This is a genomic window from Aeromonas sp. 600774 (genome assembly GCF_049175075.1).
Lineage (GTDB): Bacteria > Pseudomonadota > Gammaproteobacteria > Enterobacterales > Aeromonadaceae > Aeromonas > Aeromonas veronii_A.
Genome location: NZ_JAAKUJ010000022.1, coordinates 25,471 through 42,326 on the forward strand (window position 1 = coordinate 25,471; position 16,856 = coordinate 42,326).

General features: G+C 60.7%; 15 protein-coding genes. 9 read left to right on the top strand and 6 right to left on the bottom strand.

All coding sequences use genetic code 11. From position 1 onward, the window contains the following. Positions 1-64: 64 nt before the first annotated feature. On the bottom strand, positions 65-2,488 hold the full coding sequence (gene plsB, locus G5171_RS19700) for a glycerol-3-phosphate 1-O-acyltransferase PlsB (RefSeq protein ID WP_421251552.1): 2,424 nt from the start codon (positions 2,486-2,488) through the stop codon (positions 65-67). Positions 2,489-2,692: 204 nt separating this feature from the next. On the opposite strand from plsB, the gene lexA reads away from it, so the two are divergent. The 4 genes from lexA (at position 2,693) to dinF (ending at position 6,217) form a co-directional block, all read left to right on the top strand. Next, entirely contained in the window at positions 2,693-3,316 is a 624-nt protein-coding gene (gene lexA, locus G5171_RS19705; protein WP_005339540.1) for a transcriptional repressor LexA, read from the top strand. Positions 3,317-3,800: 484 nt separating this feature from the next. Beyond that, positions 3,801-4,016, top strand: a complete 216-nt coding sequence (locus G5171_RS19710) for a hypothetical protein (protein WP_019446524.1) — start codon at positions 3,801-3,803, stop codon at positions 4,014-4,016. Between the two features lie 210 nt (positions 4,017-4,226). Beyond that, the gene (locus G5171_RS19715; RefSeq protein ID WP_005339543.1) at positions 4,227-4,853 is read left to right on the top strand and encodes an SCO family protein; all 627 of its coding nucleotides are present in this window, start codon (positions 4,227-4,229) and stop codon (positions 4,851-4,853) included. Positions 4,854-4,855: 2 nt separating this feature from the next. Beyond that, complete coding sequence (dinF, locus tag G5171_RS19720) at positions 4,856-6,217, top strand: MATE family efflux transporter DinF (RefSeq protein WP_266135681.1); 1,362 nt, start codon at positions 4,856-4,858, stop codon at positions 6,215-6,217. A 13-nt stretch (positions 6,218-6,230) separates the two neighbouring features. Here the strand turns inward: dinF and trmL are convergent, their stop codons facing one another. The 3 genes from trmL to G5171_RS19735 all read right to left on the bottom strand — a co-directional run bounded on the left by trmL (position 6,231) and on the right by G5171_RS19735 (position 8,817). Further along, a complete protein-coding gene (trmL, locus tag G5171_RS19725) occupies positions 6,231-6,695 on the bottom strand; it encodes a tRNA (uridine(34)/cytosine(34)/5-carboxymethylaminomethyluridine(34)-2'-O)-methyltransferase TrmL (RefSeq protein ID WP_266135680.1) in 465 nt (154 codons plus the stop codon). Between the two features lie 74 nt (positions 6,696-6,769). Further along, on the bottom strand, positions 6,770-8,140 hold the full coding sequence (locus tag G5171_RS19730) for an ATP-binding protein (RefSeq protein WP_409012620.1): 1,371 nt from the start codon (positions 8,138-8,140) through the stop codon (positions 6,770-6,772). Then, positions 8,122-8,817, bottom strand: coding sequence for a response regulator (locus G5171_RS19735; protein ID WP_216979855.1), 696 nt, complete (start codon positions 8,815-8,817; stop codon positions 8,122-8,124). Before G5171_RS19735 ends, G5171_RS19730 begins: the two co-directional genes overlap by 19 nt. Before the next feature lie 85 nt (positions 8,818-8,902). On the opposite strand from G5171_RS19735, the gene G5171_RS19740 reads away from it, so the two are divergent. From G5171_RS19740 to G5171_RS19755, 4 genes are all read left to right on the top strand, one after another. Further along, positions 8,903-9,814, top strand: coding sequence for a cation diffusion facilitator family transporter (locus G5171_RS19740; RefSeq protein WP_337073808.1), 912 nt, complete (start codon positions 8,903-8,905; stop codon positions 9,812-9,814). 8 nt (positions 9,815-9,822) lie between these two features. Further along, positions 9,823-10,602, top strand: coding sequence for a serine O-acetyltransferase (gene cysE / locus G5171_RS19745; RefSeq protein WP_019446522.1), 780 nt, complete (start codon positions 9,823-9,825; stop codon positions 10,600-10,602). Between the two features lie 20 nt (positions 10,603-10,622). Beyond that, positions 10,623-11,903 (top strand): hypothetical protein, encoded by a 1,281-nt coding sequence (locus G5171_RS19750; protein ID WP_421251551.1) that lies wholly within the window; start codon positions 10,623-10,625, stop codon positions 11,901-11,903. Between the two features lie 246 nt (positions 11,904-12,149). Further along, positions 12,150-12,359 (top strand): cell division protein ZapB, encoded by a 210-nt coding sequence (locus tag G5171_RS19755; protein WP_005339554.1) that lies wholly within the window; start codon positions 12,150-12,152, stop codon positions 12,357-12,359. A 72-nt stretch (positions 12,360-12,431) separates the two neighbouring features. Here G5171_RS19755 and elbB read toward each other — a convergent pair whose 3' ends face one another. Continuing rightward, a complete protein-coding gene (gene elbB, locus G5171_RS19760; protein ID WP_005357423.1) occupies positions 12,432-13,082 on the bottom strand; it encodes an isoprenoid biosynthesis glyoxalase ElbB in 651 nt (216 codons plus the stop codon). Positions 13,083-13,482: 400 nt separating this feature from the next. Here elbB and polA point away from each other — a divergent pair, with 400 nt between their 5' ends. Further along, entirely contained in the window at positions 13,483-16,248 is a 2,766-nt protein-coding gene (polA, locus tag G5171_RS19765) for a DNA polymerase I (protein WP_421251550.1), read from the top strand. 86 nt (positions 16,249-16,334) lie between these two features. Here polA and G5171_RS19770 read toward each other — a convergent pair. Next, positions 16,335-16,856, bottom strand: a 522-nt coding sequence (locus G5171_RS19770; RefSeq protein ID WP_421251549.1) for a gamma carbonic anhydrase family protein, incomplete at its 5' end; no start/stop codon positions are given.

Sequence of the window (16,856 nt, forward strand, 5' to 3'; positions counted from 1 at the left end):
TCCCACGCAGACTCCGATAAAAATGAAGGCCGCATCATGCGGCCTTCTTTGTTTGCGTTGCAGATCAGAGCTGATTGCCTGCCTGAATAGTGCGGCGGATCTTGTTGCTCAGCAGCGGCACTATATTGTCGGCCAGCGCCTGGAAGCGGCCGAGATCCGGCTTGCACTCGGGAGAGAGGTAGCCCTCCTTGCGCAAGGTGTGGATCAGGGTGCTGAACAGCTTCTGGTCGAAGAACTCGGGGGCGTTGATGCCGTGCAGGGTGCCGAGGCGCTCTGCCATCATCAGGCCGTCCGCCTCCAGCTGCTCCGCCTCGATATGGGGTTGGGCCAGCACCCGGGTCAGCACGATGGCGTAGCGTTGCAGGGTCTCCTGAATGCTCTCAGCCAGCAGCAGCAGGCGCATCTGGTTGGCCGGATTGACCCAGTAGCCGTCATCGCGGGTCTCGATCAGTTGCTGGGTCTGCAGCGCGTCGAGCAGGCTATCGACCAGCGCCGGCAGCTCATCCTCTTCATAACGCAGGAACAGCTCGGTCTTGAGCAGCGGATAGATGTCGATGCAACGGGCCATGATCTCGCTGCGGGAGATCCCTTCGCACCGTTCGATCAGTGCCGCCACCAGAGAGGGCATGGCGAACAGGTGGAGGATGTTGTTGCGGTAGTAGGTCAGCAGGATCGCCTGATAGCGGTCCAGACTGATGATCTGCCCCAGCTTGTCCTCGCTCACCTCGAACTTGTTGAGCTCCATCGCCTGATCCAGCAGGGTCTTGGCATCCTCATCCGGAATGGTGCTCTGCGGGCTGTAAGGCACCGCCTTGAGCAGATCCAGATAGGTGTTGAGCTGGGCCTGCAATTCGTCGCGGGTCAGGGCGTGGCGCTCGGCGGCCAGCAGCGCCAGCGCGCTCAGGGTCAGGCCGTTGACCGCGGCAGCGCCGTTGATGCGGGTCATCAGCAGTTCGGCCAGATTGTTGACGGTGCCCGCCATCCACTCCGGACGCTCCTCTTCCCCGATGTGCTTTTTCCAGTCGGGGATGTGTTCGCTCAGGTAGCTGTTGAGAGTCAGCGGCTCGCCGAAGTTGACGAAACCACGGCCGTAGTTGCGCAGCTTGCGCAGGATGCCGAGCACCTGCAGGAAGCTCTCTTTCTCCTTGCGACTCCCCTTAAGCTCGTTGTGGTAGGTGTTCACCTCCATCACGTGCTCGTAGCCCAGATAGACCGGCACCAGAGTGACCGGCCTGTCCAGCCCGCGCATCATTGCCTGCAGGGTCATCGCCAGCATGCCGGTCTTGGGCGGTAGCAGACGGCCGGTACGGGAGCGACCACCTTCGGTGAAGAACTCTACCGAGTAACCCTTGGCAAACAGCAGGTTGAGGTATTCCCGGAATACCGTGCTGTAGAGCGGGTTGCCCTTGAAGGTGCGGCGAATGAAGAAGGCGCCGCCGTGGCGGAAGATGGGGCCCGCCGGCCAGAAGTTGAGGTTGATGCCTGCCGCGATATGGGGCGGCACCATCCCCTGGTGGTAGATGACGTAGGAGAGCAGCAGGTAGTCCATGTGGCTGCGGTGGCAGGGAACGTAGACGATCTCGTGCCCTTCCTGCGCCAACTGGCGTACCTTCTCGGCGCCATTGACCGACAAACCGCGGTAGAGCTTGTTCCACAGCCAGCCGAGGAAGCTCTCGCCCAGGCGGATCAGCCGGTAGGAGAAGTTGGAGGCGATCTCGTCCATGTAGCCATGGGCGCGCTTTTGCGCCTTCTCGAGGCTGATCCCCTCGCGCTGGGCCTCCTCTTCAATCGCCTGCTGGATCACCGCGGAGTCGAGCAACTGCTTGAACAGCAGGTTGCGGTTCGGCAGTTTCGGGCCGGTGGCAGCCAGCTGCTGGCGGCTGAAGTGGGTTCGGGCCACTCGTGCCAGCTTGTGGGCGATCCCTTCGTCGGTGCCGTGCTTGTCCGCCATGTAGCGCAGGGAGAGCGGCGGCGAGAAGCGCACCAGATTCTCGCGACCCTTGAGGATCACGATGAGCGCCTTCTTCAGCCGGTTCGGCGCCAGACTGCTGATGATGTTCCAGCCGGAAGCCTCTTCGCCTTCCCGACCCGGGGCGCGGCCCCAGAACAGGGTGACGGGCACCACCTGGATATCGAGTTCGGGATCCTGCTTGTGCAGATCCAGCAGCTGGTGAAACTCCTGCAGGAAGGGGAGCGGTTTGCTGCGTTTGCCAAACAGGGGAGGCGGACGATCCAGACAGACATAGCGCGGCAGCAGCTGGCCGTTGAGCTCCAGCGGCGTGAAGGGGCCGGGCAGACCGAGATCCTCGCAGCACTGCTGCAAGGTCATCAGGTCGGTGATCGAACTGGTTTTCAGGGCATAGACGATGGGTCTGGCCGGATCCAGATTGAGTTCTGTGATGGGATTTTCCGGCAGGCTCTTGTGATTGACCAAGCCGCTGACCGGCCATTGCAAGATGGCTCTGGAAATCTTCTGTCCTAGGGACATGTGCGTCTGCTCTCCAAAAAAATGCGGCGTGAGCATAGCAAATCGACAGCCCCTTGTCGCCGAGAGGTACGATGAGTCGGCTGCGCAGGATCAAAACAGCAGTAAATGAGGGGTTGGTCGCGACAAATGTCAGCTGCGCCTTGCCTTGGCCACTGCACTGTATATACTGCCAGTGTGCTGTATAAAAAGACAGGTGCCAATTCTATGAAACCCCTTACCCCCCGCCAGGCCGAAGTGCTGGAGCTGATCAAGGTGAACATGAGCGAGACCGGCATGCCGCCGACTCGTGCCGAGATTGCCCAGAAGCTTGGTTTCAAGTCGGCCAATGCGGCCGAAGAACATCTGAAGGCCCTGGCCAAAAAAGGGGTCATCGAGATCATGCCGGGCACGTCCCGCGGCATTCGCCTGTTGCTCGAAGAGGAAGAGGTGCTGGAAGAGAGCGGCCTGCCGCTCATCGGCAAGGTTGCCGCCGGTGAACCCATTCTGGCTCAGGAGCATATCGAGAGCCACTATCAGGTTGATCCCGCCCTGTTCCATCCGCGCGCAGATTTTCTGCTGCGGGTGCAGGGGATGAGCATGAAGAACATCGGTATTCTGGATGGCGATCTGCTGGCGGTGCACAAGACCCAGGAGGTGCGCAACGGTCAGGTGGTTGTCGCCCGTCTCGATGAGGATGTCACCGTCAAGCGCTTCCAGCGCAAGGGCAGTCAGGTATGGCTGCTGCCGGAGAATGAAGAGCTCTCCCCCATCGAGGTGGACCTCTCCTGCCAGCAGCTCACCATCGAAGGGCTGGCGGTCGGGGTGATCCGCAACGCCGACTGGATGTAATCATCCCCGCCAACTGCGTTTGCCACACGGCCTCCTTCGGGAGGCCGTGCTGTTTCTGGCGCACTTTCCCTGTCATATCAAACAGATCATCGGCGGCGGCATTTTTGTCCTGCGCGACCGGCTACCAATCATCCATTTCAGATATATGCTCAGATCAGTGCCCTGTCGCCGAGACAGGGCTTGGCACCTCCCTCTGACCATCGCAATGCGCCGGGACGGGAGGGCCGGTAACAACGAGAATCGGGCAGTACACCTTCACGGGATATGAAGGGGGAGTGGGTAGATCCCGAGCCTTGTCAGGCAAAGGGGACCACTCGTAATGGTTGCAGATAGTCGTGACGGGCCTGTTCCCAGTTCAGGCCGACGAAGCAACATGACCTGTCGGTCAAGGAGGACTGGTATGGCATCAAGATCGCCATGGGATTCAGAGGCTGGGGCTGCGCCAGCGGAATCGTCAATCACCCGTTTTGTCAAAGGTAGCCGGATGACCTGGTTTTACGGTCTCTGGCTGCACCATCGTGGTTCGCACTGGACGCTCTGGCTGGGATGCCCGAAAGAGAAGGTGGTGCGTCTGGTGCTGCTGTTCAAACGGGGTCACGGCGATCGCCAGGGGGAAGAGGGCTGGCTGGCCCCCGTGATTCCCATCGGCGTGCGGGCCATCGGCAAGATGTTGCAGCAGGGGCGTAACGCTCGCCCCTGAGCAGAAGAGACAAACAAATCCATCCATAACCGGCACCCGAGGGGGCCGGTTTTTTTATGGCCGCAACTGGCGATTAATTATGCCAAATGGTCGACTCCTGACAGGGCGTTGCACAAGATTGAACCACCTTGGCGGCTCGCTGGGGTACAATGCCTCCCTCTTGTCCGGTCACTGCTGGCCATCTGCCTCGAACTGAAAGGGTCTCTTGTTATGATGAAGCTCCGCTATCCCCTGCTCTTTCTGCTGCTGACAGCCTGTCTGATCCTGGTGTTTTACGCCACGCAGCCAGAGCAGCCGGAACAGGCCGATTATTATCCGGCGGGGCGGGACATCAATGATTTTGCCTTTACCGATGCGGACAACCAGCCGTTCACTCCTGCCAACCTGAAGGGGCACTGGACCTTCCTGTTCGTCGGCTACACCTTCTGCCCCGATATCTGCCCCACCACGCTGGCAGATATGCGCTCCGTCTATGACCAGCTGAAGAAGATGGCGCCCGACAGTCAGGTGGTGTTTATCTCGGCGGATCCCCAGCGTGACGATATTCCACGCCTCAAGACCTATACCGCCTTCTTCAATCCCGAATTCAAGGCGGCTACCGCCCCCCACGACAAGCTGTTCCCGTTTGTGCGCAATCTGGGGCTGATCTACTCCATCGCCAATCAGGGGGAGAAGGATTATCTGATCGATCACTCCGCCTCCATCGTGCTCATCAATCCCAAGGGCAAGCTGCAGGCGGTATTCCGCCCGCAGGTGGCGCCGGGTCAGGTGCCCAGGGTGCAGATGGCCACCATGCTCTCTGATTTCGCCCGCATCCTGAAGTTGGCAGGCCACTGAGCGTGACCCCAGCTGTTGCCCCCTGGTGGCGAGATCCCTCTCGCCACCGCGCCGTCTTTGCGCTCGCCCTGCCGATGGTTTTCTCCAATATCACCACCCCCTTGCTGGGGCTGGTGGACACCTGGGTGATCGGTCATCTCGGTCAGGCCTGGTTTCTGGGGGGCGTCTCGGTCGGTGCGACCCTGATCAACCTCATCTTCTGGCTGCTCGGCTTTTTGCGGATGTCGACCACCGGCCTGACGGCGCAGGCGCACGGCGCCGCCGACGGTCGTGCCCAGCTCGATACTTTGCTGCGGGCGCTGGGGCTGGCCATTACTCTTGGCCTGGCGCTGCTGTTGTTGCTCTTCCCCCTGTTGCCACGGCTGATCGCCCTGAGTGGCGGCTCGCCCGAGGTGCAGCTCTATGCGGGCCAATATGTGGCGGTGCGGATCTGGAGCGCCCCGGCGGCGCTCTGCAATCTGGTGATCATGGGTTGGCTGTTGGGGATGCAGGATGCCCGCAGCCCCATGGTGATGTTGATCCTCACCAATCTGGTCAATATGGCGCTCGATGCCCTGTTTGTGCTCGGGCTCGGCTGGCAGGTGCGCGGCGTGGCAGCGGCCTCGGTCATGGCGGACTACTGCGCGCTGGCAGTCGGTATCTGGCTGGTACGCCGTCAGCTGCGGCAACTGGCGCCGACGGTGTGGCAGGATGGCTGGCAGCGCTGGCGGCAGCTTGCGCCCATGGTGCGGTTGCTCGGCCTCAACCGCGATATCTTCCTGCGCTCCCTCTGTTTGCAGCTCTGCTTTGCCTTTATGACCTTGCAAGGGGCACGATTGGGGGACGTGGCGGTGGCCGCCAATGCGGTGCTGCTCAACTTCCTGATGCTCATCTCCTACGGACTCGATGGTTTTGCCTATGCGGTGGAGGCCATGGTAGGACGAGCCATCGGTCAGCAGGATCGGCAGAAACTGCGGGAGGCCATCGTGCTCAATCTGGGCTGGGCCTCCCTCATCGCCAGTGGTTTTACCCTGCTGTTTGCCCTCTTTGGTGCCCACCTTATCGGCTATATCACCGACATTCCGGCCGTGGTGGCGGAGGCAAATCGTCAGCTTCCCTGGCTGATCGCCATGCCCTTGCTAGCGGTCTGGTGCTTCCTGCTGGATGGCGTATTTATCGGGGCGACCCGGGCGCGGGAGATGCGCAACAGCATGTTGCTGGCCGCGTTTGGCGGCTTCTTCCCGATTTGGTGGCTCTGTCAGTCGTGGGGCGTGGCCGCGTTATGGGCGGCGATGGCGGCGCTGATGGTGGGGCGCGGTCTGTCGCTGGGGGTCACTTGCTGGCGGCTGGAGCGCAGCGGGCATCTGCTCGACGCCCGCCACTGATCATCGGTGGCGCTTACATGGCACCGTCGTAGCCGAGCTGGCGCCAGCTCTCGTAGACAAAGACAGACACCGCGTTGGAGAGGTTCATGCTGCGGCTCTGGGGCACCATAGGGATGCGCAGCCGCTGCTCGAACGGCAGACTCTCGATGATCTCGGTGGGCAGGCCGCGACTCTCCGGGCCAAACAGCAGGGCGTCGCCAAGGGCATACTGGGCCGCCGAGTGTGCGGTGCGGCCCTTGGTGGTGCAGGCGAACACCCGCTTGGGCGCCACGGCGGCCAGAAAGGCCTCATAGCTCGGCCAGCGCTTCACCTCGGCAAACTCGTGATAGTCGAGTCCCGCCCGTTTTACCCGCTTGTCATCCCACTCAAATCCCAGCGGCTCGATCAGATGGAGCCGGTAACCGGTATTGGCGCAAAGCCGGATGATATTGCCGGTGTTGGGCGGAATTTCCGGCTGGTAGAGGACGATATCGAGCATGACGAGCTCCTGCAAAGAGGTGTAAAGCCAAGAAGGGGCGCCAGCATACCCAGCGCCCGTCCGGATGAAAAGGATCAGGCGATGGGCAGCTTGATCGTGATGGTCAGTCCGGTTGGATGATTGCTGCTGGCCGTAATGGTGCCGCCGTGACGCTGGATCGCCTCCGATGCGATAGCCAGTCCCAGCCCGGTGCCACCGGTCTTGGCGTTGCGGGCATCATCGACCCGGAAGAAGGGTTGGAACAGCAATATCTGCTGTTCGTCGGGGACGCCGGGCCCGTCATCACGAATAGTCATCACCCACTCCTGCCCATCCCGATACCATTCAACCTTGATGAACTCGCGGGCATACTTGAGGGCGTTGCGCAGGGGGTTTTCCACCGCCCGGGCCAGCAGCTCGGGCCACATCTGGATCGACTCGGCGGGCAGCGGTGGCAACCTGAGCTGCTTGCCGCTCTGGTTCGCCTCAAACATCGCATCTTCGAGGATGGGCTCCAGTAGATCGGCCAGCGGCTGCACGATAGGGGCCTCAACATGCTGTTGCACCCGCGACAGATCGAGCAGGTCACCGATCAGCTTGTCCAGCCGCCCAATCTCCGATTCGATCCGCGCCAGCTCGGCGCTATCCCCCTGTTTGCGGCGGATCAGCGCTTGCGCCAACTGCATCCGGGTGAGGGGGCTGCGCAGCTCGTGGGAGATATCGGAAAGCAGCTGTTTCTGCTTCTGGATCATGCTCTTGAGCGTCTCTACCATGCGGCTGACGTTATCCGCCAGCTGACCGATCTCATCGCCCCGTCCCAAGTTGGGGATCTGCACCTCCAGATTGCCGGCCGCCAGTTGGGAGACTGACTTTTGCAATTGCAGGATGGGACGGGTCAACCGCCAGGCGAGCAGCAGGCAGAGCGGGGTGCTGACCAGCATTGAGATGCCCAGAATGCGGATCGGGTGATCCAGCACCTGAATGAACAGGAACAGATAGGGATTCTCGGCATTGAGGCCGAAATAGACGTGGTAGCGATGGCCGCGGTGCTCCATCAGGAAAGGCCCTGCGATCGCCTTGCGATCCTCGTTGCCCAGCATGGGTTTGGCCGGGTCGTCGGCGTCCACCATGAAGCGAACCACAAACTTGCGCGGATGGGTGGTGGACTGGATCTGGCCCCTCTCGTCGCGCAGGTAGACATTGTCCACCGGGAGCATGGCGATCTTGTCCATCGTTTTGGCCAGATCGAAATCCTGATCCGGATCGGCAGCGTTGAGCAGGGCCTGCACATTTTTCTGCATTCGCACTGCCTCATGGGTCGGCAGCGGGATCTGGTTGCGAGGATCCAGAGTGGGCAGGCTGATCACGGCGGCCAGCATCACCAGCAGCATGAACCAGAACCAGAGGAAGATATGGGTCGATATGCCGTTGAGGGAGCTGGTACTCTTTATTCTTGCTCTAGCCACAGGTAACCGCGCCCCCGTACGGTTTTGAAGCGGGGCTGGCCATCACTGCGCTCCGGCAACTTTTTGCGCAGGTTGCTCAGGTGCATGTCGATGGCCCGATCGAAGGGCTCCAGCTTCTTGCCAAGCACCTGTTCGGAGAGGTGGCTCTTGCTGACGATCTGGCCAGGATTGCGCAACAGGCACTCCAGCAGTCCGAACTCGGTGGCTGTCAGCTCCAGCAGCTGTTCGCCGCAGCGGGCTTGCTGCAGGCCGGGTTGCAGCACTATATCCATGAAGTGCACTTCGTCGGAGGAGCTGCCACGCTGGGGCGGGGCACTCTGGGTGCGGCGCAGGATGGCGCGAACCCGGGCCAGCAGCTCCCGATCGTCGAATGGCTTGGCCAGATAGTCGTCGGCTCCGGCCTCCAGACCGTTGACCCGATCCTGGCTGTCGCCACGAGCGGTCAACATCAGCACCGGGGTTTCATGGGTTTTGCGCAGCTTGGTCAGCATGGCAAAGCCGTTGAGTTTTGGCATCATTACATCCAGCAGCACCAGATCGAAGCCCTGCTCCGCCAGCCGTTGCAGCCCCTCTTCACCATCCTCGGCGACCGTGACCTGAAATCCTTCCAGGGTCAGAATTTCGGTGAGCAGCTGGGTCAATTCAAGATCGTCGTCGACCAGGAGTATTCTGTTCATCGCTTCTTGTTCCACTGATTTTCGCGCCAAATCGACGCCGGGGTCAGGGTATAATAAGTTTTTCATCGTCAGAGGAAAGCCGGTTTTGAGCCATCAACAATATTCCCGTTGGGTAACCTTTGCCAGCATGGCGGCGGTTACCACTGCAACCTTGCTGATCACCGGCAAGCTGATCGCCTGGTTGATGACCGATTCGTCGACCCTGCTGGCGTCGCTCACCGACTCTTTCATGGATGTGAGTGCCTCCATCATCAACCTGCTGGCCATTCGCTATGCGCTGGCCCCGGCCGATGATGAACACCGCTTCGGTCACGGCAAAGCGGAGTCTCTGGCGGGGCTGATCCAGTCGGCCTTTATCTCCGGCTCCGCCCTGCTGCTGGTGATGCACGGCATCTCCTCCCTGCTCAAACAGGCACCTATTGAACGGTTAGAGGCGGGTCTCTGGGTTAGTGGCGGTTCCATTGTGCTGACCCTGCTGCTGGTCAGTTTCCAGAGTTTCGTTATTCGCAAGACCAACAGCGTGGCCATCAAGGCGGACATGTTGCACTACCGCTCCGATCTGCTGCTCAACGCCGGTGTCTTGCTGGCGCTGGTGCTGGCGGGACAGGGGTGGTACTGGGCTGACGGCCTGTTTGCCATCCTGATCGGGTTGCTCCTGCTGTGGGGGGCGGGACATATCGGCTACGAGTCGGTGCAGGCCCTGCTCGATCGTCAGTTGCCAGCGGAAGAACAAGCGAGAATAATGGCGCTCTGCTGTGCCGTAGAAGGTGTACACGGTGTACATGACCTGCGCACCCGTCAATCCGGGCCGACCCGATTCGTACAGTTGCATCTGGAACTGGATGATCAGATCCCCCTGGTCAAGGCCCATCAGATCGCCGATGAAGCCGAGCTGGCGGTACGCCAGGCATTCGAGCGGATGGATGTCATCATTCACATGGACCCCATCTCGGTGCTGACAAAAGAACAACAGAGCCCTCACCCAGAACAACAGTAGGCTGCAACATGGATGAACTGGTTGCCAAAACCTGGCACAAAATTCAGCAAGAAGCACAGTGCATGGCGGCCCAGGAGCCGATGCTGGCCAGCTTCTTCCACTCCACCATTCTTAATCACAAGAATCTGCGTTCGGCGCTGAGCTTCCAGCTGGCCAACAAACTCGACAGCGCCACCATGCCCGCCATCGCTCTGCGCGAGGTGATCGAGCTGGCCCTGCGCAGCGAGCCCGAGTTGCTGACGGTAGTGGCGGCCGACATCTGCGCCGTGCAGGAGCGGGATCCGGCGGTCGACCTCTTCTCCACCCCGCTGCTTTACCTCAAGGGGTTCCATGCCCTGCAGGGCTATCGGGTCGCCAACTGGCTGTGGCGTCAGGGGCGCCGCTCGCTGGCGCTCTACCTGCAGAACCAGATCTCGGTGGTGTTCGGGGTGGATGTGCACCCGGCTGCCCGCATCGGCAAGGGGATCATGTTTGACCATGCCACCGGCATAGTGGTCGGCGAGACGGCGGTGATTGAAGATGATGTCTCCATCCTGCAGAGCGTTACCCTCGGTGGTACCGGCAAGGAGAGCGGCGATCGCCATCCCAAGATCCGCGAAGGGGTGATGATAGGGGCGGGCGCCAAGGTGCTCGGCAATATCGAAGTGGGCGTGGGCGCCAAAATTGGCGCGGGCAGCGTGGTGATCAACCCGGTGCCGCCTCATACCACGGTCGCTGGCGTACCCGCCAAGATCGTCGGCCGTCCGGAGTGCGACAAGCCTTCACTGGATATGGATCAGTGTCTCTGATCTCCCGGCCGGAGTAGTCGATGGCCAAACGCTGGTCGGGTTATCTGATTTTGGGGATGTGGCTGCTCAACCTGCTCCATCTCTATCTGGGACTCTCCCCTTGGCCAGCGGCCATGGCGGCCTGGGGGGCATCACTGCTCACCTGGCCCTGGCTGGTGGGGGCCGCCAAGCGGCAGGCGCTGGCCTTGTATGGCGCGGCGCTGTGGCTGCTCTTCTTCTCCTGGTGGCAGGGCGCGACCCTCACCGCCGGTGACTGGCTGCTGCCCAACATCAATATGCTCACCATGTTTGCCGCGGTGAGCACCCTCAACCTCGCCACCTCAGGTCTCTTGACCGGCACCACCTCCTGGACCGGACGCAAGGGGCTGTGGAGCACTATGGCCAGCCTCAATCTGCTGGGGGCGGTCATCAACCTCTCGGTGCTGTTCATCATCGGCGATCGGCTGGAGCGCAATGGCACCCTGGAGCGGCGTCAGGTGATGGTGCTGAGCCGGATCTTCTGTGCCGCTGCCTTCTGGTCACCCTTCTTTGTCGCCATGGCGGTGGCGCTCACCTATGCGCCGGGCTTGCAGCTCTCCCATATTCTGCCGTTCGGGATCCTCGCCGCCTTGCTGGCGATGGGGCTGACTGCCTGGCAGGTGGAGAGGATCGGAGTGGCCGACTTTGCCGGTTATCCGCTGCGGCTGCAGACCCTGGGGTTGCCGGTCACGCTGGCGCTGCTGGTACTGCTCATCAAGCAGGTCTGGCCCCAGCTCGGCATTCTGGCGGTGATCGCGCTGGTGGCCCCGCTGCTGGCGCTGCTTTTTATGCCTAGGGTCGGGCGCAAGGCGGCCCTCAAGCGGCAGGTGGTGGAACGCTTTCCCGCCATCGGCGGTCAGCTGGTGCTGTTTCTGGGGGCCGGTTTGTTGGCGGCAGGCATCAACAGCGCGCTGTCGGTCATCGATCTCGGTGCCGGTCATGGCCTGCCACTGTTCAACCACTTTGGCTGGCTTGAGGCATCCCTCACTCTGCTGCTGATCCTGCTGGTGGCCATCGTTGGGGTGCATCCGCTCATCAGTATCTCCGGGCTGGCGCCGCTGCTCTGGCCGCTGGCGCCGGATCCCAGCCTGCTAGGTATGTGTTTCCTGCTGGGATGGGGGCTTGCCACCGGCACCAGTCCGCTCTCCGGCTCCAATCTGGCGCTGGCCTCCCGCTACAACCTCAGTGCCGGGCTGATCCTGCGCTGGAACCTGCTTTATGGCCTGCTGATGTATGTCGTCGCCTGTCTGTTGCTGGGGGCTTATATCGCCTTGCATGGATAACGGCGGCGCCGTCAGGAGGGGGCAAATGATGCGCGGGCGGCGGGGTCTTTTACGCACGGTTCAGTGTGTTGTCGCGGCTCGGGCGCAGGATGCGAGAAAAATAGACGCATATTTAGACAATACATCTATGGAAGGCGCATTTTACAGCGCACTGGCTTGTTTGTGCCGATGCGCTCGGGGTATGCTGGCTTCACGCGCTTGAATCGCCCTCTGTGGGGCATCGCAATTGAACAAACAGGTATGCATATGTCACTAGAAGTCCTTGAGCAACTCGAATCCAAAGTACAATCCGCTGTCGACAACATCTCCCTGCTGAAGATGGAGCTGGACGAGCTGAAAGAGCAGAACAGCAAGCTGCAAGACGAGAACCATCAGCTGCGCAACGAGCACACTGCATGGCAGGAGCGTCTGCGTGCCCTGCTGGGTAAAATGGATCAAATGGGCGAAACCATCTAACTCATCGCCTTCAGGCAGAATTGAAAACGGGCCGCTCCATGAGCGGCCCGTCTGTTTTTGGCTGGGTGAGGATTATAGCGCCAGCAGCTGCTTGACTGTCTTCTCGATGCCGTCTGCCGCTTCGACTATGTTGTTGGCCAGCATGTAGGCCGGAGTGGAGATCACCTTGCGCTCCTGATCCACCACGAATTCGTTGACCGGGCAGTTGAGATGGCTGCCACCCATCGCCTCGATGGCGTTGGCGGTGCCTTCGTCATGGCCGATGGTCGCCAGCGTCCCGGCGCCATAGATCAGCGGGATCATGGCGGGGGCGATGCAGATATAGGCGGCCGGTTTGTTGGCGTTGGCAAAGCTCTGACACGCTTTCAGCACATCGGGCTGGATCTGGCACTCGGCTCCTTTGATAGCGAAGTCACACAGGTTCTTGGCCGCGCCAAAGCCGCCGGGCACCAGCAGCGCGTCGTAGTCGGCCGCATCCAGCTCGGCCACATCCTTGATCTGGCCACGGCAGATACGGGCCGCTTCGACCAGCACATTGCGGCTCTCCCCCTCGCTCACTTCACCGGTCAGGTGGTTGATGACATGGAGCTGCGCCACGTTCGGGGCGAAGCACTGGACGGCGGCTCCCTGACGGGCCAACGCCAGCAGGCTGATGACGGCCTCGTGGATTTCGGCCCCGTCAAAGACACCGCAGCCACTCAAAATCACGGCCACTTTTTTCATGGCAAACTCCTCGTTGTTGAAAATGTGAGCCAGGATGGATTGTTGTACTTTTGTATGGTTATCGCTCGCCCTCCGCTGGTCAAGTCATCTTGCTGTGCTAGGATTGTTTCGTTTTGGATCCTGCCGTACCTACTCCCTTAAATCTTTTTCCACATTGATCGAGATCATTCTAACTGTCTCACGATCGGTTTTTGCGATCTCAACACATTGTTTTTAATGGCTTTTTATATTCTTATGCACAGTTTTATCACTGTGTGCTCTGATGCGCCCCATTTTTGAACACAGAGTTATCCACAGATTGAGTCCCTTTATCGGGCGCTGTGTGCTGTTGCTGCGCCCCTTGGTGTGAGGGGGGCCCTGTGGCATCCTAGCGGCTGTTTATCTCTGGCAGGACGATTTCATGGCCCCTAGCAACCCCCTTATTCTGGTCGACGGCTCCTCTTATCTTTACCGCGCCTTCTTCGCCTCCCAGCAGGCCGATCTGCGCACATCGACCGGTTTGCCGAGCGGCGCCGTCCGTGTCATGGCCAACATGATGCGCAGCCTGCGCAAGCAATATCCTGACTGTCATGTGGCCGTGGTGTTTGATGCCAAGGGCAAGACCTTCCGCGACGACATCTATCCCGAGTACAAGGCGACCCGCGCCAGCATGCCGGACGATCTGCGCAGCCAGGTTGCGCCTATCCACCAGATGATCAAGGCGATGGGATTCCCCTTTTTGATGGTCGAAGGCGTCGAGGCAGACGACGTGATCGGCACCCTGGCCCGCCAGGCGACCGAGAAGCAGCTGCCGGTACTGATCAGCACCGGTGACAAGGACATGGCGCAGTTGGTCTCCGACCATGTCACCCTGATCGACACCATGAAAGATGTGAAGACTGATCGGGAAGGGGTGATCGAGAAGTTCGGCGTACCGCCCGAGCTCATCATCGACTACCTGGCCCTGATGGGTGACAAGGTCGACAACATTCCCGGCATGACCGGTGTCGGCGAGAAGACCGCACTGGCCCTGCTGCAGGGGATTGGCAGCATCGACGAGATTGCCGCCAACCTCGACAAGGTGGCTGCCCTCGGCTTCCGTGGCTCCAAGGCGTTCGCCGACAAGTTCCGCGAGCAGGAGGAGCAGGTTCGTCTCTCCTATAGACTGGCGACCATCAAGACCGATGTCGAGCTGGAACAGAGTCTGGAAGAGCTGTTGCTCAAGCCGGTCGACAAGGAGTCCCTGCTGGCGGTCTATCGCGAATACGAGCTGCGCAACCTGATCAAGGAGCTGGAATCCGGTGGTGAAGAGGGGAGCGAGAGCGCCGGACAGGGCGACGCTGGCGATGACAACACCACTCCGGTTGCCGCCATCGAAACCGACTACCGCTGCATTCTGGACGAAGCCGAGTTTGACGGCTGGCTGGAACAGTTGAAAGCGGCACCGCTGTTTGCCTTCGATACCGAAACCACCAGTCTCGATTATATGGAGGCACGGATTGTTGGCGTCTCCTTCGCGGTTGAGCCGGGCAAGGCTGCTTATGTGCCGTTTGGCCATGACTATCTGGGGGCGCCGGTACAGCTGAGCGAGGCCGTGGTGCTCGGCAAGCTCAAACCGCTGCTGGAAGATCCGACCCGTCTCAAGGTGGGGCAGAACCTCAAGTACGACCGCAACGTGCTGCTCAACCATGACATCGACTTGCAAGGTATCGCCTACGACACCATGCTCGAGTCCTACGTGCTCAACTCCACCGCCAGCCGCCACGACATGGATTCGCTGGCCAAGCGTTACCTCGGGGTCGAGACTACCTCCTTTGAAGATATCGCCGGCAAAGGAGTGAAACAGCTCACCTTCAACCAGATCGAGCTGGAGCAGGCGGCCCCCTATGCGGCGGAAGATGCCGATATTACCCTGCGTCTGCACCAGACCCTCTGGGGTCAGCTGGAGGCCGTACCGGGCCTTGCCAGGGTATTCAGCGAGATCGAACTGCCGCTGCTGCCAGTGCTGGCGCGGATGGAGTTGCTCGGCACCACCATCGATCCCAAGTTGCTGCACCAGCAGAGCCAGGAGATCGAGCTGCGGTTGGCGGAGCTGGAGAAGCAGGCCCATGAGCTGGCCGGGCAGGAGTTCAACCTCTCTTCGCCCAAGCAGCTGGGGGAGATCCTCTTCACCAAGTTGGGCCTGCCGATCATCAAAAAGACTCCGAAGGGGGCACCGTCCACCGCAGAAGAGGTGCTGGCCGAGCTGGCGGAGACCTATGAGCTGCCGCAACTGCTGATGGAACATCGCGGTCTGGCCAAGCTCAAGTCCACCTACACCGACAAGTTGCCGCTGATGATCAAGCCGCAGACCGGGCGGGTGCACACCTCCTATCATCAGGCGGTAGCGGCTACGGGCCGTTTGTCATCATCTGATCCCAACCTGCAGAACATCCCGGTGCGCAACGAACAGGGGCGCCGCATCCGGCAGGCCTTCATCCCGTGCGCCGGTTACAAGCTGGTGGCGGCGGACTACTCCCAGATCGAGCTGCGCATCATGGCGCACCTCTCCGGCGACAAGGGTCTGCTGACCGCTTTCGCCGAAGGCAAGGACATCCACAAGGCGACCGCCGCCGAGGTGTTCGGGGTGGCGCTCGAGGCGGTGACCAGCGACATGCGCCGCAGTGCCAAGGCGATCAACTTCGGCCTCATCTACGGCATGAGTGCCTTCGGTCTGGCCAAGCAGCTGGGGATCGGTCGTGCCGAAGCGCAGAAGTACATGGATCTCTACTTCGAGCGCTACCCGGGCGTGCTGGAGTATATGGAGCGCACCCGTCAGCAGGCGGAAGCCCAGGGGTATGTCGAGACCCTGTTTGGTCGTCGCCTCTATCTGCCGGATATCAAGTCCCGCAACGCCGGTCTGCGCAAGGCTGCCGAACGGGCCGCCATCAACGCCCCGATGCAGGGCACGGCCGCCGATATCATCAAGCGCGCCATGATCAACGTGGATAGCTGGATCCGCGGTATCGAGGATGAGTCGATCCGCATGCTGATGCAGGTACACGATGAACTGGTGTTCGAGATCCGCGAAGAGAAGCTGGAGGAGTACACCGCCATCATCAAGGAGAAGATGTCGGCCGCAGCCGAACTGCATGTGCCGCTGCTGGTTGAAGCGGGTACCGGTGACAACTGGGATCAGGCCCACTGATTTCCGGTCAGCCGTTCTGCACGGCTATATAGCTATATAAGAAGCGAAGCCCGGCATCATGCCGGGCTTCTTCATCTCTGCCGTTCCTATAACGTCTCTTGCAGATACTCATCCTTGAGCAGGACATAGTTGTCCGCCGAGGTTTTGAGGAAGGCGAGCTCGGCCGGTTTGAGCGGGCGAGCCTGTTTGACGGGATTCCCTATATATAGAAAGCCTGACTCGAGTCGCTTGCCCGGCGGCACCAGACTGCCGGCTCCGATCATCACATCATCTTCGACCACGACGCCATCAAGCAGAATGGCACCCATGCCGACCAGCACCCGGTTGCCGATGGTGCAGCCGTGCAGCATCGCCTTATGGCCGACCGTGACATCTTCACCGATCAGCAGTGGATAGCCGGTCGGATTGCTGGCGCTCTTGCGGGTCAGGTGTAGCATCGTGCCGTCCTGAATGTTGCTGCGGGCACCGATGCGGATATGGTTTACATCCCCCCGCGCCGCCACCATGGGCCAGATGCTGGCATCGTCAGCCAGCTCGATATCGCCCACCAATGTCGCGCAGGGGTCTACATATACCCGCTTGCCCAATTGCGGGCGTTTTCCCTTGTA